21 protein-coding genes, 1 tRNA gene and 1 pseudogene are annotated in these 19,890 nt (G+C 58.2%); 9 read left to right on the forward strand and 14 right to left on the reverse strand.

Annotated features, from left to right (window positions below; all coding sequences use genetic code 11):
* Nucleotides 1-19: 19 nt before the first annotated feature.
* Both WBR57_RS01575 and WBR57_RS01580 read left to right on the forward strand, forming a co-directional pair.
* Nucleotides 20-304: a hypothetical protein gene (locus WBR57_RS01575; protein WP_424081497.1), complete on the forward strand. Its 285-nt coding sequence runs from the start codon at nt 20-22 to the stop codon at nt 302-304.
* Between the two features lie 200 nt (nt 305-504).
* Nucleotides 505-723 carry a hypothetical protein gene (locus tag WBR57_RS01580; RefSeq protein ID WP_424081499.1) on the forward strand — a complete coding sequence of 73 codons (219 nt, stop codon included), beginning with the start codon at nt 505-507 and terminating at the stop codon, nt 721-723.
* Between the two features lie 210 nt (nt 724-933).
* On the opposite strand, the gene WBR57_RS01585 is transcribed toward WBR57_RS01580, so the two are convergent.
* The 3 genes from WBR57_RS01585 to WBR57_RS01595 form a co-directional block, all read right to left on the reverse strand.
* Nucleotides 934-2,178: a hypothetical protein gene (locus tag WBR57_RS01585; RefSeq protein WP_424081501.1), complete on the reverse strand. Its 1,245-nt coding sequence runs from the start codon at nt 2,176-2,178 to the stop codon at nt 934-936.
* Between the two features lie 85 nt (nt 2,179-2,263).
* Nucleotides 2,264-3,334 carry a hypothetical protein gene (locus WBR57_RS01590; RefSeq protein WP_424081503.1) on the reverse strand — a complete coding sequence of 357 codons (1,071 nt, stop codon included), beginning with the start codon at nt 3,332-3,334 and terminating at the stop codon, nt 2,264-2,266.
* Nucleotides 3,335-3,501: 167 nt separating this feature from the next.
* The gene (locus WBR57_RS01595; RefSeq protein WP_424081505.1) at nt 3,502-4,266 is read right to left on the reverse strand and encodes an abortive infection system antitoxin AbiGi family protein; all 765 of its coding nucleotides are present in this window, start codon (nt 4,264-4,266) and stop codon (nt 3,502-3,504) included.
* Nucleotides 4,267-4,357: 91 nt separating this feature from the next.
* Between WBR57_RS01595 and WBR57_RS01600 the strand changes: the two genes are divergently transcribed.
* The 4 genes and pseudogenes from WBR57_RS01600 to WBR57_RS01615 all read left to right on the forward strand — a co-directional run bounded on the left by WBR57_RS01600 (nt 4,358) and on the right by WBR57_RS01615 (nt 6,645).
* Nucleotides 4,358-4,783, forward strand: a complete 426-nt coding sequence (locus WBR57_RS01600; protein WP_424081507.1) for a hypothetical protein — start codon at nt 4,358-4,360, stop codon at nt 4,781-4,783.
* 49 nt (nt 4,784-4,832) lie between these two features.
* Nucleotides 4,833-5,302: pseudogene (locus WBR57_RS01605) on the forward strand (class I SAM-dependent methyltransferase).
* A 37-nt stretch (nt 5,303-5,339) separates the two neighbouring features.
* The gene (locus WBR57_RS01610) at nt 5,340-5,576 is read left to right on the forward strand and encodes a DUF4224 domain-containing protein (protein ID WP_424081509.1); all 237 of its coding nucleotides are present in this window, start codon (nt 5,340-5,342) and stop codon (nt 5,574-5,576) included.
* A 4-nt stretch (nt 5,577-5,580) separates the two neighbouring features.
* Nucleotides 5,581-6,645, forward strand: a complete 1,065-nt coding sequence (locus WBR57_RS01615) for a tyrosine-type recombinase/integrase (protein ID WP_424081511.1) — start codon at nt 5,581-5,583, stop codon at nt 6,643-6,645.
* A gap of 117 nt (nt 6,646-6,762) precedes the next feature.
* On the opposite strand, the gene WBR57_RS01620 is transcribed toward WBR57_RS01615, so the two are convergent.
* A tRNA-Ser gene (locus tag WBR57_RS01620) sits at nt 6,763-6,853 on the reverse strand.
* A gap of 152 nt (nt 6,854-7,005) precedes the next feature.
* Between WBR57_RS01620 and WBR57_RS01625 the strand changes: the two genes are divergently transcribed.
* Entirely contained in the window at nt 7,006-7,677 is a 672-nt protein-coding gene (locus tag WBR57_RS01625; RefSeq protein WP_424081513.1) for a Bax inhibitor-1/YccA family protein, read from the forward strand.
* A 75-nt stretch (nt 7,678-7,752) separates the two neighbouring features.
* On the opposite strand, the gene murB is transcribed toward WBR57_RS01625, so the two are convergent.
* The 8 genes from murB to WBR57_RS01665 all read right to left on the reverse strand — a co-directional run bounded on the left by murB (nt 7,753) and on the right by WBR57_RS01665 (nt 14,575).
* Nucleotides 7,753-8,772, reverse strand: a complete 1,020-nt coding sequence (gene murB / locus WBR57_RS01630) for a UDP-N-acetylmuramate dehydrogenase (RefSeq protein ID WP_424081515.1) — start codon at nt 8,770-8,772, stop codon at nt 7,753-7,755.
* Complete coding sequence (locus tag WBR57_RS01635) at nt 8,769-9,233, reverse strand: low molecular weight protein-tyrosine-phosphatase (RefSeq protein WP_424081518.1); 465 nt, start codon at nt 9,231-9,233, stop codon at nt 8,769-8,771. The genes murB and WBR57_RS01635 overlap by 4 nt, the downstream gene beginning before the upstream one ends.
* Nucleotides 9,233-9,997 carry a 3-deoxy-manno-octulosonate cytidylyltransferase gene (kdsB, locus tag WBR57_RS01640; RefSeq protein ID WP_424081520.1) on the reverse strand — a complete coding sequence of 255 codons (765 nt, stop codon included), beginning with the start codon at nt 9,995-9,997 and terminating at the stop codon, nt 9,233-9,235. Before kdsB ends, WBR57_RS01635 begins: the two co-directional genes overlap by 1 nt.
* Nucleotides 9,994-10,179 carry a Trm112 family protein gene (locus tag WBR57_RS01645; protein ID WP_003174668.1) on the reverse strand — a complete coding sequence of 62 codons (186 nt, stop codon included), beginning with the start codon at nt 10,177-10,179 and terminating at the stop codon, nt 9,994-9,996. The genes kdsB and WBR57_RS01645 overlap by 4 nt, the downstream gene beginning before the upstream one ends.
* 23 nt (nt 10,180-10,202) lie before the next feature.
* A complete protein-coding gene (gene lpxK / locus WBR57_RS01650) occupies nt 10,203-11,213 on the reverse strand; it encodes a tetraacyldisaccharide 4'-kinase (RefSeq protein WP_424081522.1) in 1,011 nt (336 codons plus the stop codon).
* The gene (locus WBR57_RS01655) at nt 11,213-11,641 is read right to left on the reverse strand and encodes an ExbD/TolR family protein (RefSeq protein WP_424081524.1); all 429 of its coding nucleotides are present in this window, start codon (nt 11,639-11,641) and stop codon (nt 11,213-11,215) included. The genes lpxK and WBR57_RS01655 overlap by 1 nt, the downstream gene beginning before the upstream one ends.
* A complete protein-coding gene (locus tag WBR57_RS01660; protein WP_424081526.1) occupies nt 11,638-12,273 on the reverse strand; it encodes a MotA/TolQ/ExbB proton channel family protein in 636 nt (211 codons plus the stop codon). Before WBR57_RS01660 ends, WBR57_RS01655 begins: the two co-directional genes overlap by 4 nt.
* Before the next feature lie 76 nt (nt 12,274-12,349).
* Complete coding sequence (locus WBR57_RS01665) at nt 12,350-14,575, reverse strand: DNA internalization-related competence protein ComEC/Rec2 (protein ID WP_424081529.1); 2,226 nt, start codon at nt 14,573-14,575, stop codon at nt 12,350-12,352.
* Nucleotides 14,576-14,710: 135 nt separating this feature from the next.
* Here WBR57_RS01665 and WBR57_RS01670 point away from each other — a divergent pair, with 135 nt between their 5' ends.
* On the forward strand, nt 14,711-15,226 hold the full coding sequence (locus WBR57_RS01670) for a DUF2062 domain-containing protein (RefSeq protein ID WP_424081531.1): 516 nt from the start codon (nt 14,711-14,713) through the stop codon (nt 15,224-15,226).
* A 3-nt stretch (nt 15,227-15,229) separates the two neighbouring features.
* Here WBR57_RS01670 and WBR57_RS01675 read toward each other — a convergent pair whose 3' ends face one another.
* Nucleotides 15,230-16,588 (reverse strand): histidine kinase sensor domain-containing protein, encoded by a 1,359-nt coding sequence (locus WBR57_RS01675; RefSeq protein WP_424081532.1) that lies wholly within the window; start codon nt 16,586-16,588, stop codon nt 15,230-15,232.
* Nucleotides 16,575-17,303: a response regulator transcription factor gene (locus tag WBR57_RS01680; protein WP_424081534.1), complete on the reverse strand. Its 729-nt coding sequence runs from the start codon at nt 17,301-17,303 to the stop codon at nt 16,575-16,577. The genes WBR57_RS01675 and WBR57_RS01680 overlap by 14 nt, the downstream gene beginning before the upstream one ends.
* Before the next feature lie 206 nt (nt 17,304-17,509).
* Here WBR57_RS01680 and WBR57_RS01685 point away from each other — a divergent pair.
* On the forward strand, nt 17,510-19,890 hold a 2,381-nt coding region (locus WBR57_RS01685; RefSeq protein WP_424081536.1), incomplete at its 3' end, for a response regulator.

Raw genomic sequence — 19,890 nt, forward strand, 5'->3', positions numbered from 1 at the left:
AAACACCGAGGAAAAAGATATGCCCCAATCAATTCAAGAGCGTGCCGAAGGGCTCGCGGCTCTCCGTGTCCGCGCAACCATTGCCACCAGCGCGATGTACGCCATGATCGGTAAAGAGCAGCCCGTGCAAGAGGTTCGCTTCCAGGTAATCAATAAGGGCAGCGGCGCTTATCACGTTGTCGAGCGCTCCACCGGCAAAGTCATGGGAATGTGCTTCACCTGGAAGGCGGCGGTCAACCGCGCCCAGCTGCTTGAGGCTCGCGCCGACGGCAAGAAGATCAACATTGAAGGATGGCCCCAGTGATCAACGCAACGCCGTGAAGCGCATCAGCAAGATAGACGCTGCTCGGCGCAGGCCAACATGGCTGGCAATTCAGGCAAGTGGAATCGAAGAGGTAGGCCATGGCTGCCGAACAGAAGGAACGCACAGCCAGGCTTGCCGAGAAGCGGTAGGAACTGGGCGAGCAGGAATTGCGTCACACGGTCCCCTACGGCGCTCGGCAGATGCTCGATGAGCTGATGCGCTGGCATGAGATAGAGGAAGTTAGTGAAGCGGTGCAACTGCTGGTGATGAATGGTCGTGCAGAGGATCTTCCGCCGGCGCCCCCGAATATCAAGGGACCATCCGGCATGATCCGCCACTACTTCCGACAAGGGATGCGTGACCGGCTCGAAGCGCTCACCGCCGAATTGGGTGACACGAAGAACCGGGCGACCATCTAGCGCCTGATCGCACACGCTCACTCGCTGGGCGCTGATAAGTCCAGCACGCTATTCAAAATTAAGCGCCACGGTTTCGAGATATCTGAAAACGTGGCGCGCAAATTACGGCAAGTAGGCTTTGCCGAATCGCTCCAAAGGAACACCGAAGACGACGGCAACGAATAACAATGATGCTCACTATCTCTGATAGTTCGTGGGCAAAGCAGAGACTTAGTCATCCTTATCGTAGTGCCGTTGATATCTCAGAGCTTTGGCGACTGACTTTTTCAAGTACATTAAATCATCAAATCCACTAGGCAGGTCTAAAAACCTATTCGCGTCCGCTAGTGTTGGATATATATTATAATTACTAATATAGAAAAGCACTGCTTCTTTAAAGAACATCTGAAGCTGAAAACAATGGTAATCTAAATTCTCCACCTCATGGCCAGTATGTACATTTCGATTACGATACTCCCTAAGATGCTCTAAGATTTGCGCGTGATATGGCCGATCCGAAAACATAAAAGAGCAGCGCCTAACTATGGCCTCCGCATTATTTTCAGAAGGGCTAACCATGGACTCAAGCGCGGCCCAAAGCTTGAGTATAACTATGTTTTTGTCATGCTCATCAAATGCACGGACGTAACGCACAATTGCAGACTTAATTATTGAGGCATTTCCGTGAGCTCCAACCTTTTTAAATATAGCTCGTGAAACTTTCGCCATAGCTTCTCGCGACTTGGCAATCGTCGGCTTTATTACCGTATAATTTCTCTCATACCAGAACAAATTTTCATCAACTAACGTTCCATTTTCTTGATGGAGCGAATGTAAGCCTCCAAGCACTATACGATTTAAAGAGCCGATTTTAGGTTTGCCGAAATTAAATTCGGATACCGGATTGGTCAAAAGGGAGAAAACGCCCCTCACATAATCTAATTCGTAGATTGCCGAATGAAACGCATCCATCTTATCCTTTGATTTTAAAGTTACAGTTATTGAGCTATACCCTTTAGGCAATGGCTCAAGATCGCTAGTCCACTTGAGCTTGTCGCGAGTATTAAATTTTTTTGGCAGGCCTGTAGGATAGCACTTTATAACTGCTTTGTTCGTCAGTATAGCCTTAATAGGAAATCCATCCCGAAGAGAGATAGACGTAGCCATTACATAGGTGTCCTCTCTTTTCCTTCCGCGCCTTATTACAGCAGCGTTCAATTCCTGAAGAAATGAATCCTTCGTGAATACACTACCTTTTGCAAAAGAAGCTTGGGCTTCCATAAAAATAGATCTGGTGGTTGAGTAACTAAAATCACCATCAAAATCCAGCATGGTTAACATAACACTGTCTATTTCATGCTTTTCAAAAGCAGAGTAACTAACCTGACCTTCATTACTAACCGTGGTAATTTCTCTAAGCTTGTCAATAAGTACTTGCGGCTTCAATCTATCATTTTTCTTCCATTTGACTTTCATATTCACTCCTTAATCCGGCTCCATGCCGGTCACCCGTAATACCCCATATCAACGAATCACGCCAGCCGACTAATGTCCACCATAATCACTTGCGGATTTTACCCACCAATTCTGCAAGCTTATCCAAACCATCAAACGTGGAGGGAATCGCGCTTTCATCATTAACGATGCCACTAAACACAACCTGCTCAAAACGCTCCAGCAACCCTTTGCTTCCATCAGGGGCACCTTTTGAGTATTCGGCATAGCTTTGTACAAATTGGCAGAGCGTCATTCGAAGGTCTATTTGAAGAAGCTGGGCTTTGATAGATCGAAAGTTTTGAAGTGCTACTCTAAAAAAATAAAGCAGCAGCAACTCCAATCCTGCCAGTGCTGCGAGCCCAATTAAATCCGGCTCTGCTTTTACTGAACCATTTAAGACACTAGAAAATTTTATAATTACGGGAAAGAGCAGCATTGCACCAAGAACAAGAAGAAAGAAAAAATTCCACCTTCTCTCTGACACTTTTGAAGTTTTAAGGCTTTTAAAGCCTGCGTAAAGGCCGACAAAATTGAAAGCTGTCTCGTATGTCTCAAGCTTTTCCGCTAAAGCATTTACTCTGGTCTCCCTATCGGTAATTGATTTTTCTGCACTTTCCCGTTGCGCTTCAGAGCGCTGAATTACCTCCGGCAAATTTTTCAGGGAAACCAGGCTCGGGTGATACAAGTAATGCTGTACAACATTAATCAACATTTGATGGCCAGCGTATCTGATTTGACTGGCGACGGAACTATATTCAAAATCCGAAACGCGTGTTAGGACTTCAAGTAAGTCGGAAGCAATTGAATTAGGGCTGCTTATCTGATACTCGATCAAAAATCTGTAGCAATATACAAAAAGAAATTCAGCACTTTCTTCAGTCAGATCAAAACCTTTAATTTCATCGACGAAACGCCTACCTAATGCAGCTATATTCATAATGCATCTTTCGTCAAAACTGCTTGGATTGCTTTGCATATGAAAAAGCGTAACCCCAATAAACTCTAGCAGAAACTTATGCTTATCGTTTCCGCTATCTCTAATAGAATCCAACCCACCACGCACTTTATGCATCATGTTAGATAAAACTTTCTGATTAGATTCAGTTGCAAAAAATCTATCCGCTGCGCTGCTCATGTTTTTCCCCTCCCCAAAAAAACCAAATATACATCTGAGGTATTCCTATGCCCACTGAAAACAAAGCGGCAGAGACTCTGAATGTGGAGCGAACAACAGTCACGAAGCTGGTCACCGGCATGACGGTTGTGAATGCACATGATCTGGCACTCAAGGAACATGCTTAATCACATATCAAGCTTAATACTTTCAAGTGACACTACCCGACTCATAAGCAGCTTTAAGTCGGCACTCGGATAGTGATCCAGATCAGTTTGAATAAAGTTTATAATGTCTGGAATGTCAGCATCTTGCCGAACAAATATATAGCGTATGTCTGCGGGCGCTACCTTTATCATGCAATGCTCCCGCGTTACGTTATTCAGTTCGTCTCGTTTTTCCAGTATGTCAAAATTTTCACGCAAGGTATGCGAGCGGATCTGCGGCCCCTTTGCTACATACCTCCATTCCGATTCTTGATAAAAAAGCTTTTCGACAGGTGCATCCTCTACAATCATTTTTCCTGTAGTAGGTTTAGTAAAAGCCAAGAATTCTCGCATTACATCTTTTAACTTATCTGAGAGTTCAACATTATCTTTGATTGATGCTAGCTCGTTAAACGACCTGAATGCGCTTGTAATGTTGTTCCCGCCGGAAACGTAGAATACAGGGTTGAGGCCATTCCTTTCAGCCCATTGACGGGTCAAGCCTATACCGAAATCCCCATAAAAATTTACGTGATCTGATATCCGGGAAAGCGGGATATCACAAAAGCAAACCATAGGGTAAGCAACGTAGGTAAATTTCTCATACCCCAGCCACCCGACGTCCTCTAGACAGTAACGAGGCCAAAAGCCCCCCCTCAAAATGTGCTTTAGCGTTTCGACGCTTTTCGTAAAGTGGAAAAGCGCGTTCGATTTCGGACTCATACATACCTTTCTGATGGCAGACATACAGACAAAGTGTATGTCGTACCGTGGAAACTAAGCCAGTGGTAACCCCTCCCCCTTCAAAGTCAGCCGCTTTAGCGGCAAGGACGAAGTCATGCCTGAAGAAAAGATTACGTTCGTCAACAGCGAGCCTGCCAAGTGCGGCTGCAAGATGGAATTCAGCTCTGGCGGCGGTCACTACTCCGACGTGGTTTACATCACTCCCTGCGTGGCGCACAGCGGCATCAAGCCATTCGGACCGGTCGAAGTGAAGCGCGATGCGGACGGCTGGTGGTATCACCCGAACATTCCCAGCTTTGGCGATGGCGAAGACCCGGCGCCGTACGTTGCATGGGTCAAGGAACAGGGACTGGAGTTGAAAGGCTGGCACTCGGGCGACGAGCTCGAGGAGCTACCTGAAGAGGATGCTGCGTGCACCGCCTGGAATCCCGAATCGCCAGGACCTGAGTGGTTCCTGATGGGGATCTTCGATACGGATGACGGCCCCTATGTTCAGTGCGCGCGCAGGGTGACGCCATGATCGCCACCCTCTGGTTCGCCTACGTGTTCATCTACAAGGGGCCAAGGCCATGAATGCGCAAGTCCTCGACCCTTGTAGCGCCAGCCGAATGATGTGGTTCGACAAAGGCGACCAGCGAGCCCTGCTTGGTGACATCCGCGACGAAGAGCACGTGCTGTGTGATGGCCGGGTGCTGAAGGTTGAGCCTGACGTGATCATGGACTTTCGACATCTGCCCTTCCCTGACGCCAGTTTCAACATAGTGGTATTCGATCCGCCGCACCTGGTGCGCGCCGGCCGTGAAAGCTGGTTGCGATTGAAGTACGGAATCCTCACCGACGACTGGCGCGACGATCTGCGCCAAGGCTTCGCCGAGTGCTTCCGTGTTCTGCGGCCCGGCCAGTTCCTGATCTTCAAGTGGAACGAAACCCAGATCCGGGTCAGCGAGATCTTGCCCTCACCGAACAACTACCGCTGTTTGGCCACAAGTCCGGAAAGCGCGAGAAAACGCACTGGATAACCTTCATGAAGCAACCCTAACCCACCTTCTGCCGCCCAGCGCGGCAAGGACACCACTATGGAAATTCAAAGCGAAACCCTTGCCGAAGAAGAGATCGCGGCAATTACCGGCTACATGATTCCTTCTGGCCAGATCGCTTGGCTGGATCGGAACGGCTGGAAATATGTACTCACTCGGGCCCGGCGTCCGGTGGTTGGGCGCGTGTACGCCCGAATGAAGCTGGCCGGCGTGAAGCCATCAGCAGAAAACGTAGCGGCCGAAGCCTGGTCGTTGGACTTGTCACGGGTAGGATGACGAAATGCGAGCGAAAAAGGCGGCAAACAGGGACCTGCCGCCGCGAATGATTCGGCGTGTGCGCACGCTGAAAGGCGGTAAAGAGTGGGTTGGGTACTATTACGACGGGAGGAATGAAGACGGGAAGCGGGTAGAAATCCCGCTCGGGGGTGACTTGGATATCGCCAAGGCTGAATGGGCAAAGCTTGATTGCAAGCCGGTGCCTACGAAGAACGCTCTGCTGGGCCAGGTGTTTGACCGGTACGAACGGGAGATCATCCCGGGCAAGGCGCCCAAAACGCAAAGCGATAACCGGCTGAGCCTGAAACAGCTGCGTAATGTGTTCAGTGACGCGCCTATCGTTGCGGTAACGCCGCAGATTATTGCGCAGTACCGCGACAGCCGCACCGCCAAGGTTCGAGCCAACCGGGAGATCTCCTTGCTGTCACACATCTACAACCTCGCACGCGAGTGGGGATTGACTGAGGCCAACCCCGCCGCCGGCGTTCGCAAGAACAAAGAGGCGCCGCGCGACTTCTACGCCAGCGAGGAAATCTGGAGCGCCGTATACGCGGTGGCAGCCTCAGAGCTGCGCGATGCAATGGATCTGGCATACCTGACTGCCCAGCGCCCGGCTGACACGCTCTCAATGCGGGAGGCCGACGCGGTTAATGAATTTCTGCAGGTGTCTCAGGGCAAGACGTCCAAGAAGCTGCGAATCCGCCTGACGGCCGCCGGCGCGATGAATGATTTAGGCGCACTGGTTGAGCGCTTGATCGCACAGAGACGCACCCGTGGAGTTCGAAACCCTTATCTGATCGTCACTGAGGATGGGAGGCAAGTGACCAAGCACATGCTAAGGCTACGCTTTGACGATGCGCGGGATAAGGCAATTGTTATCGCCAGAGAGGCGGGTGACGGGGTTCTGGCAGCAAGCATTCGTCAGTTCCAGTTCCGTGACATCCGCCCGAAAGCGGCCAGCGAGATCCTCGACCTAGGGGATGCCAGCCGCCTGCTGGGGCATACGGACAAGCGCATCACTGAGACTGTTTACAGGCGTGTCGGGGAGATAGTAAAACCAACCCGCTGACATCGAGTTGCGGAAACCGCCTGAAATGATGCGGAAACTATAAGTAAATGAGCGGCTTGATCTCTCGCACCACAGAAACGCAAAAGCCCCGCTAGTGCGGGGCTTTTGTTTGAATCTTGGCGGGAAACCAGGGATTCGAACCCTGGAGACGCTATTAACGTCCGCCGGTTTTCAAGACCGGTGCATTCAACCACTCTGCCAATTTCCCTTGTGCATCACAGGATTATAGTAGCCTATCCCGTCTCAGCGGGCGCCATAATACCCGAATGAAACACACTGTCAAACTCTCGCCATCGCTTGTTACAGAGCGTCTGTTATGATCCTTGCGACTGAATGTTTCAAAACCGAAGGAGTGTCGCCATGCGCGAACAGAATTACGCAGTGAATGGCAACGCGCAGGCTGAGCAGCTTGAAGTCAGCCGCGTGTTGCGCAACACCTATGGCTTGCTCGCCCTTACCCTCGCATTCAGCGGCGTAATGGCGTTCGTGGCTCAACAGATGCGCGTCGGTTACCCGAATATCTTCGTCGTGCTGATCGGTTTCTATGGCCTGTTCTTCCTGACCAACAAGCTGCGTGACTCGGCCTGGGGCCTGGTGTCGGCGTTTGCACTGACCGGTTTCATGGGCTTCATCCTCGGCCCGATCCTCAACCGTTACCTCGGCATGGCCGGCGGCGCGGAAGTGGTCAGCTCGGCATTTGCCATGACGGCCCTGGTGTTTGGCGGCCTGTCGGCCTACGTGCTGATCACCCGCAAGGACATGAGCTTCCTGGGCGGCTTCATCACCGCAGGTTTCTTCGTGCTGCTGGGTGCAGTGGTCGCCAGCATGTTCTTCCAGATCAGCGGCCTGCAACTGGCGATCAGCGCAGGTTTCGTGCTGTTCTCCTCGGTGTGCATCCTGTTCCAGACCAGCGCGATCATCCACGGTGGTGAGCGCAACTACATCATGGCGACCATCAGCCTGTATGTATCGATCTACAACCTGTTTATCAGCCTGTTGCAGATCTTCGGCATCATGAGCCGCGATGACTGATCACCTGCCGCAATAAAAATGCCCCGTATCGAAAGATACGGGGCATTTTTGTTTTCACGCTATCAAGGTCTGGATTCAGTACTGATTAGGTTCCATTTCCAGGTCGACCTTGAAGCGCTCGGCGATATCTTGCTGGATACGACGAGCCAGGTTCGCAATGTCATGCCCCGAGGCAGTGCCATAGTTGACCAGCACCAGCGCCTGTAGCGCGTGTACGCCTGCATCGCCTTCACGAAAGCCCTTCCAGCCAGCCTTGTCGATCAGCCAGCCGGCGGCGAGTTTCATCTGCCCGTCGGCCTGAGGGTAGGCCACCAGGTCCGGGTACAGGCTCTGCAACTCTGCGGCCAACGCCTGGGACACCAGCGGGTTCTTGAAGAAGCTGCCGGCATTGCCAAGCTCTGCCGGGTCCGGCAGTTTTTCGCGGCGAATGCTGCAGATCGCCCGGCTCACATCACTCGGTGTCGCCTCGGTGATGCCCTGCCCCGCCAGGCGCTGCTGCACCGGGCCGTAGTCGAGTTTGAGGTGGCGGGTGCGGCTCAGGGCAAAACGCACGCGCAGGATCAGCCAACGGCCGGTTTCGTGCTTGAACAGGCTGTCACGGTAGGCGAAGTTGCACGCCTCCAGGCTGAAGTCGCGCAATTCGCCGGTGTGGCGATCCAACGCGGTCAGCCCGGCGAATACGTCTTTGATTTCTACGCCGTAGGCGCCAATGTTCTGCATCGGCGCGGCACCGACTGTGCCGGGGATCAGGCTGAGGTTTTCCAGGCCGCAGAAGCCCTGCGCCAGGGTCCACAGCACGAACGGGTGCCAGGCTTCGCCGGCCTCGGCTTCGACCACCACCTGCACGCCGTCATCGCTCAATACGCGGATACCCTGGGTGGCCATGCGCAAGACCAGCGCCGGGATATCCTGGGTCAGCAACAGATTGCTGCCACCACCGATCACCAGCAGCGGCAAGCCATGGGCGGCTGCGTAAGCCAGGGCCTCACGCACGTCGTCATCGTTGTGGGCTTCGGCGAACAGCTGGGCTCGCACATCAATGCCAAAGCTGTTGAAAGGCTTGAGCGAGACCTGCGCAAGCACCTGCAAGGTCATAACCGCCCCTTCAATTCGATCACCAATAAATCACAAGCTTGCTCGATCAGGTCCAGGACCCGCTCGAAGCCTAGTTCGCCTTCGTAGTAAGGGTCAGGCACTTCGTCCACTTCAGCTTCAAAGCGGCGCAGGAACAGGTCCAGCTCGGCCTTGCCCTGCCCCGGCTGCATCGCCTTGAGGTTGCGCAGGTTGCTGTGGTCCATGGCCAGGATCAGGTCGTAACGCGCAAAGTCGGCGCGGCTGACCTGCTGGGCACGCTGCGCCGACAGGTCGTAGCCGCGAACCAATGCCGCACGCTGGCTGCGCTGGTCCGGCGGATTGCCGACATGCCAGTCCCCGGTGCCGGCAGACGCCACGTCTACCTGCCCCGCCAGCCCCGCTTCGCGCAACTTATGACGCAGCACACCTTCAGCGGTGGGCGAACGGCAGATATTGCCCAGGCAGACAAACAGAACCTCCATCAAGCCCCCAGCAGGCGACGGACGCGCTCAAGGTCTTCCTGGGTGTCGACGCCAGCCGGCGGTGCTTCCAGCGCATCGTCGACGTGGATACGCACGCCATGCCACAGGGCACGCAGCTGTTCCAGGGATTCGGTGTTTTCCAGCCAGCACGGGCCCCAACTGACGAAGTCGTGCAGGAACCCGGCGCGGTAGGCGTAGATACCAATATGACGGCGGTACGGCACGCCTTCCGGCAATACATCAGGACGTTTGGCGAAGGCATCCCGTGCCCATGGCAAGGTCGAGCGGCTAAATGTCAGCGCCAGGCCATTAATGTCGCTGACCACCTTGACCACGTTCGGGTTGAACAGGGTCTCGATGTCTTCGATCGGCTCGGCCAGGGTTGCCATGCGTGCTTCGCCATGAGCTGCCAGGTTGGCGGCGACCTGGTCGATCACACTCGGCGGGATCAATGGCTCGTCACCTTGCACGTTGACCACAATGGCGTCTGGCGCCAGGCCCAGTTGCGTGGCCACTTCGGCCAGGCGGTCGGTGCCGGAGTTGTGGTCTTCGCGCGTGAGCACCGCTTCGGCACCAAAGCCCTTGCAGGCTTCGATGATGCGCGGGTCATCAGTGGCCACCACCACGCGTTCGGCGCTGCTCTTGCAGGCCTGTTCCCACACCAACTGAATCATCGGCTTGCTGCCGATCAGCTGCAGCGGTTTGCCCGGCAGGCGGGTCGAGGCGTAGCGCGAGGGAATGACAACGGTAAAGGCTGTGGTCATTTATCCAGGCGCTCATCGGTGGTCAGGGTACGGGCTTCGCTTTCAAGCATCACCGGGATGCCATCGCGGATCGGGTACGCCAGGCCGGCGCCTTTGCTGATCAGCTCGGTTTTGTCGGCGCTGAGCTTGAGCGGGCCTTTGCAGATCGGGCAAGCAAGGATGTCGAGCAATTTGGTGTCCATGAATGTTTCCTGGATAGCAGCGTTTAAGGCAATAAGCGGGCCGGCAGCAGGCGCATCAGCTGCGTGTCGAACCAGGCGACGAACGCTGGCGACGGCACGGCATCCACTGCAAGGTACCACCAGTCGGGCCGGGCAAAGGCGCGGCACTTCACCGCGTCCTTCTCGGTCATGACCAGCGGCAATGACGGCGTAAAATTCAAGACCTCGGCGCTGTAGGGCGCGTGGTCGGCAAAAGCATGGGGTATTGGCTGCCAGTGTAGCGTTTCAAGGGTATTGAAGAAACGCTGCGGGTTGCCGATACCGGCGACCGCATGCACCTGCTGGCCGGCCGGGAAATAATCGACTGGCTGACGCTCGCCGGTTTGCAGATTGACCAACGCGCTGGGTTGCAGGTGAAAGGCAAAACCATCCTCGCGATCCGCCTTGGCGCCGTTGTAGAGCAGCGTATCGACACTCCGCAGGCGCTCCACCGGCTCGCGCAATGGTCCGGCCGGCAGGCAACGGCGATTGCCCAAGCCACGCGCGGCATCAATCAGCACAAGCTCAAGGTCACGGGCCAGGCGGTAATGTTGCAGGCCATCGTCAGACAGGATCAGGTCCAGGGTTTCACTCGCCAGCAGCGCCTTGACCGCGCGGCTGCGGTCAGGGTCGATCACCAGGGGCACGCCACACCGCTGCACGATCAATAACGGCTCATCACCGGCCACCTCGGCGCTGTGGCTGGCTTCGACCCGCCATGGCAATTGCGGCGGCTTGGCCCCATACCCACGACTGACCACACCGACACGCACACCGCTGCGGTGGCAGTGCTCGATCAACCACAGGATCAGCGGCGTCTTGCCGGTGCCCCCCACGGTGATATTGCCGACCACCACCACCGGCACCGGCGATTGATAGATCTCGCCCTCGCCCGCCAGGAAGCGCGCGCGTTTGCGTAGCACCACCCGGCGATACAACAACTCCAACGGCCGCAGCAGCGCGAGTGCCGGATGGCCCTCGTACCAGGCCTTGAGCAAACGATCGGACATGGCCATCAGGGTGGGCTCGCCGCCTCGACGGTGGTCATGCGTAGATGGCTGAAACCGAGCTTGCCGGCGGCGTCCATCGCGGTGATCACAGCCTGGTGCTGGGTCTTGCCATCGGCACTGATGGACAGCGGCATTGTGGTGTCGCCCCCGGACTCTTTCTGCAGGGCATCCATCAGGCTATTGAGGTCATTTTTCTCGAGCAACTGGTTGTTCACCGAAAACACCCCGTCGGCGCTGATGGCAATATCCAGTTGTTTGACCTCCTGATCTTCGGCCGGCGAACCGCTGACGGCTTCCGGCAAGTCGACGCGCAGTTCGGTTTGCCGGGTAAAGGTCGTGGTGACCACGAAAAACAGCAGCAGGATAAACACCACGTCGATCAATGACGCGAGGTTGATATCGACATTTTCCCGTTGCTTGCGGCGAAATTTCACGCTCTGCCCTCGACCAGGTCCACATCGCGGTCGCCCTGCAGCACTTCCACCAGTTTGATGGCTTCCTGTTCCATGCCGACCACCAGTTCATCGATACGGCGTTGCAGGAAACGGTGGAAGAACACCGAGGGAATCCCCACCATCAGGCCCGCAGCCGTGGTGATCAGCGCCTTGGAAATACCACCGGCCAGCACCGCGGCGTTGGTGGTCATGCCCGAGCCCATGAACGAGCTGAAAATATCGATCATGCCCAGCACCGTACCCAGCAGGCCGAGCAACGGCGCCATCGCGGCGATGGTGCCGAGGGCATTGATATAGCGCTCCAGTTCATGGATGACCCGGGCAGCAGCCTCTTCGATGCACTCTTTCATGATCTCGCGACCATGCTTGGAGTTGGCCAGGCCCGCGGCGAGGATCTCACCCAGCGGCGAGTTGGCCCGCAGTTCCTTGAGCTTTTGCTTGTCCAACTGCTTGTTCTTGATCCAGCCCCAGACCTGCCCCAGCAGGTGCTCGGGGGTGACGCGGCTGGCGCGCAGGGTCCACAGGCGTTCGGCGACGATGCCGAGTGCGGCGATGGAACTCATGATGATCGGCAACATCATCCAGCCGCCGGATTTGACCAATTCCCACACAGTGAATGTCCCCTCGAAAAAGTGCGCCACTTTACCATATAGGTTCGCCAGCGGGGCTCACCCGCCATACCTGGGGCTAGGGTAAGCGTTCACGCCAGAACCTGAGTTGACCGCGCGCAACAACCGGTGGCGCAAACGCCCCCAGTTGCAGGCGCACAGCGCCTTGCTCGGCGCTGTCGTAGACCTGGCTGCCCAACGCCTGGTAGCGCGCCATCACTTGCGGATGCGGATGCCCATACGCATTGCCACGCCCCCGCGATATCAGCACCGACCTGGGGGCCAAGCGCTGTAGAAATCGCTGGGAAGACGAACTGCGACTGCCATGGTGCGGGGCTTGCAGCCAGTGCGTCGACATCGCCAGCGGTGAGGCGAGGAAGGCCTGTTCGGCTGCGTGATCGATATCCCCGGTCAGCAGCAGGCGCTCGCCATTGGCCTGCACGCGCAATACGCAGGACGTTGGATTACCGCTAGTAGCACCAGGCCATTGCCACAGTTCGAACACCACGCCGTCCCATGTCCACTGCTCACCGCTGACGCAGGCTTGCGCGTTGAGCACGACGGGCAGCCCAGCGGTTTCCCCACCCACTACACGCTTGATCGGCAACCCCTTGGCCACCGCCGCCGCGCCGCCCGCATGATCGGCGTCGGCGTGGCTGAGCAGCAGCATGTCCAAGCCTTCAACCCCGAGCTTTCGCAGCGACGGCAGCACCACCCGCGCGCCCAGGTCGAACGCCCCTGAGCGCGGGCCGGCATCGTAGAGCAATGTGTGATGGCGCGTGCGCAGAATCACCGCTTGCCCCTGGCCGACATCCAGTTGCACCACGTCCACTTGCCCGTCGGGCACCAGCGTGCGCGGCGGAAACACTGCCAGCAACAGCATCGGCCAGCCCAGCAGGCGCAACGGCACGCCGTTGGGCAGTAACAGCAGCACCGCCCCCATCAGGCTCACCGACCAATAGCCCAACGGCACCTCGGCCGGAACCCAGGCGGGGGCTTGCGCGGCCAGCCACGCCAAGCCTGTGAACAGACCATCCAGCGCGCCACCCGCCAGCCACAACAACCCCTCACCCACAAATGGCAACGGCAGCGATGCCGTGCCCAATAACGCCAGCGGTAACACCACCAGGCTGATCCAGGGCACTGCAAGCAGATTGGCCAGCGGTGCACTCAGGCTGATCGGCAACCCCAGCACGAGCAATATCGGAAACAGCCCGATGGCGATCAGCCACTGGGGCCGGGTCCACGCCTGCCAGACGCTCCAAGGCCCCAACCGCCCGGCAAACGCCAGGATCAGCACCGCCACGGCGGCAAAGGACAACCAGAATCCCGGCTGCAAACTGGCCAGCGGCTCCAGGATCAGCACCGCATTCAGCGCCAGCAGCAACGGCCACCAAATCCCTAAATGACGAAAGCGCAAACGCCACAACAACACCAGCCCGACCATCACACAGGCGCGCTGTACCGGTACGCCGAACCCCGCCAGCAGGCCGTAACTCAGGGCGGCGACAAACGCCAGGGCGCACGCCCATGGCAACCATGGCCAGGTGCACGGCCAACAACCAAAGCGCGCCAGGCCTGCGACCAGCGCGTAAATCAGCCCCGCCAGCAAGCCGATGTGCTGGCCGGAAATCACCAGCAGGTGAACGGTGCCGGTGTCTTGTAAGACCTGCCAATCCTCAGCGGCCAACCCCGAACCATCGCCCAATACAAGGGCCGCGAGGCCCGCTTCGCGACCTTGGCCATCCACCGCCAGCAGGCGTTGGCGGACACTGTCACGCCAGGCATCGCGCGCCGGGGCCAGGCGCTGACCATCCTTGACCGACCCCGTGGCGCCGATTCGCCGGGCCAACAGCCAGGCCTCCTGGTCAAACCCATGAAAATTCAACAGCCCAGTCGGCCGCTTGAGCGTGATTGCCAATCGCCAGCGCTCGCCGCTGCGAACCTCTGGACCTCCCCGCCACGACACGCGAATACGCTTGGGCAGCCGGGCCGTGCGTGACCGGCTGTCGGTCAACTCAAAACGGATCCCTTCGCCGGTGCGTTGCGGCAGCCCGGTTACCCACCCCTCCACCCAGCGTGTCTGGCCCTCCAGCGCTGGCGTCAGGCGATCATCCAGCGCCGACTGTGCGCTGATGCACGCCCAGCCCAGCCCCAGCAGGAAAAACGCCAGCGGATAGGTGCGAAAAGGCAACAGCATCAAGGCCATGACCAGCATTGCCAGCAACCACCCACCCGAGGGTAATGCAGGGAGAAATCGCAGTGACAGCAAGCCAACTCCGAGCGCGAACATCCCTGTCTTCATGAACCATTCCTTTCCGATGATCCACTCAGTCTTAGCCGGATGCCCAGCACGGCCTATGATGTTTTGTCACAAAGTCTGAATTTTCTGTTTATAGAATGCGGGCATACTTGTCCCTCGAACTGACCTGGACCCCTTATGCCCCGGCGCCTATTCAAACGGTACATGCCCGATCCCACGAGTATCAGGGAACACAAGTCATTACAGTTTCTCGGCACGTTGCTGCATGACCCCAACCTCTGGCACCTGAACCGACACTCGGTGGCGCGGGCCATGGCGGTGGGTTTGTTCGCGGCATTTATCCCTATTCCGTTGCAGATGTTATTGGCAGCCGTGCTGGCGATTACCGTGCGCGGCAATATGCCCATCGCCGTCAGCCTGGTGTGGCTGACCAACCCGATCACCATGCCGGTGGTATTTGTCTGCACTTACATGACGGGCGCCTGGCTGATGAATGTGCCAGCCCGCAGCTTGCCCGATGATTTGACCTGGGAGTGGATCAGCGGTCAGTTGAGTACCCTGTGGCAGCCGTTCCTGCTGGGTTCGGTGGTATTGGGGCTGGTATTGGGCGTGCTGGCTTATTGCCTGACCATGCTCTATTGGCGCTGGTGGGTTGCGCACCAATGGAAGAAGCGCAAACAGCGCCGCCGTTGAAGGTCAGCAAGCCCGCAAACGCAAATGTACGCGCAGGCCCACACCCGTGTTTTCCGCCCACAAGCTGCCTTGCTGGCGCTGCACCGCGTTGCGCGCAATACTCAAGCCCAGGCCGAAGCCGCCATCCCCAGGCCGTGATCCGTCCAGGCGGGTAAAGGGCGCGAAGATCCGCTCCAGATCCTGCTCGGCAATGCCCTCGCCCTGATCCTCCAGCCACAGGTGCCAATACTCGCCATCGCGCCGACCGTCCAGGCGCACAATGCCCTCTGCAGGAGAATGCCGAATCGCATTGCGCAGAATGTTTTCCAGGGCCTGGGCCAGGGTGTTCAGGTTGCCGCGCACCCAACAATCGGCGCCCAACAGGCACGGCAGGCGCGACGCAGGCCAATCGCTTTCAAAACACGCGTTTTCCCGCAGCATGTCCCACAGGGCTTGAAGCTGGATGTCTTCCTGGGGCAGCGGCGCACGCTCGGTGTCCAGCCAGGCCAGTTGCAGGCTGTCTTCCACCAGGCGCTGCATGGCGTCGATCTCGCGCCCGAGCCGATCACGCAGTTGCGCCAGGTCCTGCTCACTGTCGCAGGCCACCCGCAAACGGCTCAACGGCGTGCGCAGTTCATGGGACATGTCGCGCAGCAATTGCTGCTGCAATACCACCGTGCCCTGCAAACGCTCGGACATATGATCGAACGCGCGCCCCAGTTCGCCCAACTCGTCCTGGCGGCTGGTGGCAGCGTGGGACAACCGTGTATTCAGCTGGTCGGCACGCCAGGCATTGGCCTGCCCGCGCAGTTGATTCAGCGGCACGATCAGCAACCGGTACAGGCCAATGCACAGCAACAGGGTGAACAGGCCGGGGATCACGCCATTGGTGACTACCCGCCACAGCAACTGATAACGCCCCGGCATAAAACGCTGCGGCAGCTCGATCACCAACGAACCGGCGTTGGGGTCCACGGGAAACGGAATTTTCATCCACGGCAAGCCTTTCACATGCCGGCTCACCGGCCAGTCTAGGCCACGCAGGAAGGTCAGGCGCTGGCTTTCCTGGACGGTCAGCGGCGTACTGCTGAGTGATTGCAGGTCGCTACCGATCACGCCGATCCAGGTGGACTCGCGCTTGGCCATCACTTGCAACCAGGCGTCCACGCCGGCACGCCTCTGGGTGGTCCAGGCCAGCTCGGCGCCCGCCGCGTAGCCCTTGAGCACCTCGCGGGACTCCTCGGCCAGGTAAGCGTTCTGCTCTTCCATGTAGCGGCCCCACGACCAACTGAGCCAGATCATCAGCAAGCAGAAGGCTATCAACAGACACGCGAGTTTCCAGAATAAGGAATGCTTGCCCGGCAACTGCTTAAAGGCCGTCATCGTGACCGCTCAGCACATACCCCTTGCCCCACACGGTGCGCACTTCGCGCTCGCTGTAGCCGATGGCCTTGAGCTTGCGGCGGATCTGGCTGATATGCATGTCGAGGCTGCGGTCGTGCGGGGCGTAACCACGTTGCAGCACGTGCTGGTAAAGGAACGCCTTGCTGAGGACTTCTTCGCTGTTGCGGTGCAGGGTTTCCAGCAGGCGGTATTCGCTGCGGGTCAGGCCGGCCCAGTGGTCGTGATGGAAGACGTCGCACAGTTCATCGTCGAAACGCAGGGTGCGGGCGTCCTCGCGCACCGGCGCCAGGCTCGGCAATGGCCGCCGATCCAGGGCCACGCGGCGCAGGATGGCTTCTATGCGCACCCGCAGCTCGATCATGCTGAACGGCTTGGGCAGGTAGTCATCGGCGCCCAGGCGAAAGCCACTGACGCGATCGGCCTCGGCGCCCAGGGCCGACATCAGGATCACCGGGATCGAATGGCTGCGGCGCAAGTGGGTAAGAATCGACAAGCCATCCAACCCCGGCAACAGGATATCCATCAGCACCACGTCAAACGCCTGCTCGCGTGCCATCTGCAAACCTTGCTGGCCGTTCTGGCACCAGGTCACCTGGAAGCCGCAACGCCCCAGGTGCTCGTGGACATAGGCGCCCAGCACGGGGTCATCTTCGATGGTCAGGATACTGGGTGGGCTGATTGCTGCGGGATTCATTAGCGTCTGCAAGTGATTCTCAATGACTGATTATTCAAGATTACCCCGCCCCAGGCAATCGCCACCCGACGCCAAAATCGACTGAAGATTGCCACATGTCATTAATTTGCGAGATTCCAGGCCGCGCAAATGGCTACACTGCGCAGGCGGTTTGGGCCGGATGCCTGCGCCGATTATCGATAACAGTGTGGTAGCAGGAGAGTGGCGTGCTTACAAGAATGGGGATAAAAGGCCGCGTACTGTTGCTGAGCTTATTACCGACCAGCCTGATGGCGACGTTGTTGGGCGGCTACTTCACCTGGATGCAGCTGTCGGAGCTGCAGACGCAGTTGCTGCAACGCGGCGAAATGATCTCCGAGCAGCTGGCACCGTTGGTGGCGCCTGCGCTGAGCGCGCGCAATACCGAGCTGCTGGAGCGCATCGCCACGCAATCTTTGGAGCAACAGGACGTACGCGCCGTGTCGTTCCTCAGCCCGGACCGCACGCCCCTGGCGCATGCCGGCCCGACCATGCTCAACCTGCCGCCGATCGGCAACAGCTCCCACTTGCTGCAGCGCACCGGCAGTGATGCCACGCGCTACCTGCTGCCGGTGTTTGGCCGCCATCGCAACCTGGCCGGCGACCTGATCCCCGATGAAGCCGACCGCCTGCTGGGCTGGGTCGAAGTGGAGCTGTCGCACAACGGCATGTTGCTGCGCGGCTACCGCAGCCTGTTTGCCAGCCTTTTGCTGATTGCGATTGGCCTGATCATCACCGCCGCCCTCGCCCTGCGCATCAGCCGCACGATCAATTCGCCGATCGGCCAGATCAAGCAGGCGGTGGCCCAGCTCAAGGACGGCAACCTGGAAACCCGCCTGCCCGCCCTGGGTAGCCAGGAGCTGGACCAACTGGCCTCGGGCATCAACCGCATGGCCGAAACCCTGCAAAATGCCCAGGAAGAACTGCAACACAGCATCGAGCAGGCCACCGAAGACGTGCGCCAGAACCTGGAAACCATCGAGATCCAGAACATCGAGCTGGACCTGGCACGCAAGGAGGCCCTGGAGGCCAGCCGCATCAAGTCGGAGTTCCTGGCCAACATGAGCCATGAAATCCGCACGCCGCTCAACGGCATCCTTGGTTTCACCCACCTGCTGCAAAAAAGCGAATTGACCCCACGCCAGCTGGACTACCTGGGGACCATCGAAAAATCTGCCGACAACCTGCTGGGCATCATCAACGAGATTCTGGATTTCTCGAAGATCGAAGCCGGCAAGCTGGTCCTTGACAGCATCCCCTTCAACCTGCGCGACCTGCTGCAGGACACCCTGACCATCCTCGCCCCCGCCGCCCATGCCAAGCAGCTGGAACTGGTGAGCCTGGTGTACCGCGACACGCCGCTGGCGCTGGTAGGGGACCCGCTGCGCCTGAAACAGATCCTGACCAACCTGATCAGCAACGCGATCAAGTTCACCCGCGAAGGCACCATCGTGGCCCGGGCGATGATCGAGGAAGAGCAAGAAGACAGCGTGCAGTTGCGCATCAGCGTGCAGGACACCGGCATCGGCCTGTCCAGCCAGGACGTGCGCGCACTGTTCCAGGCATTCAGCCAGGCCGACAATTCGCTGTCGCGCCAACCGGGCGGCACAGGGCTGGGCCTGGTGATCTCCAAACGTCTGATCGAACAGATGGGCGGTGAAATCGGCGTCGACAGCACGCCGGGCGAAGGCTCGGAATTCTGGATCAGCCTGAACCTGCCCAAGACCCGTGATGACGTCGAGGACCTGCCCTGTGCGCCGTTGCTCGGCCATCGCGTGGCGGTGCTGGAAAACCACGAATTGGCGCGCCAGGCCCTGCAACATCAGTTGGAAGACTGCGGCCTGGAAGTCACGCCGTTCAATACCCTGGAAAGCCTGACCAATGGCATTACCAGCGCGCACCAGACCGACCTGGCCATCGACCTGGCCGTGCTGGGCGTAACCGCCAATGACATTCCGCCCGAACGCCTCAACCAACACCTGTGGGACCTCGAACACCTGGGCTGCAAGGTGCTGGTGCTGTGCCCCACCACCGAACAGATGCTGTTCAACCAGTCGGTGCCCAACCCTAACAGCCAGTTGCAGGCCAAGCCGGCCTGCACGCGCAAGCTGCGTCGGGCGCTGTCCGACCTGATCAGCCCGCGCCCGTCGCGCAGTGAACCGGGCGAGCCGCTGTCCAGCCGGGCACCACGCGTGCTGTGTGTGGACGACAACCCGGCGAACCTGCTGCTGGTGCAAACCCTGCTCGAAGACATGGGCGCCCGCGTGCGCGCAGTGGAAAGCGGTTACGCAGCGGTCGATGCAGTGAAACAGGACACCTTCGACCTGGTCCTGATGGACGTGCAAATGCCCGGCATGGACGGTCGCCAGAGCACCGAGGCGATCCGCCAGTGGGAAAGCGAGCGCCAGGGCACGCCGTTACCGGTGGTCGCCCTCACCGCTCACGCCATGGCCAATGAAAAACGCGCCTTGCTGCAAAGCGGCATGGACGACTACCTGACCAAACCCATCAGCGAACGGCAGCTGGCCCAGGTGGTGTTGAAGTGGACCGGCCTGGCCCTGCGCAACCA

This window comes from Pseudomonas sp., assembly GCF_049590575.1.
GTDB lineage: Bacteria > Pseudomonadota > Gammaproteobacteria > Pseudomonadales > Pseudomonadaceae > Aquipseudomonas.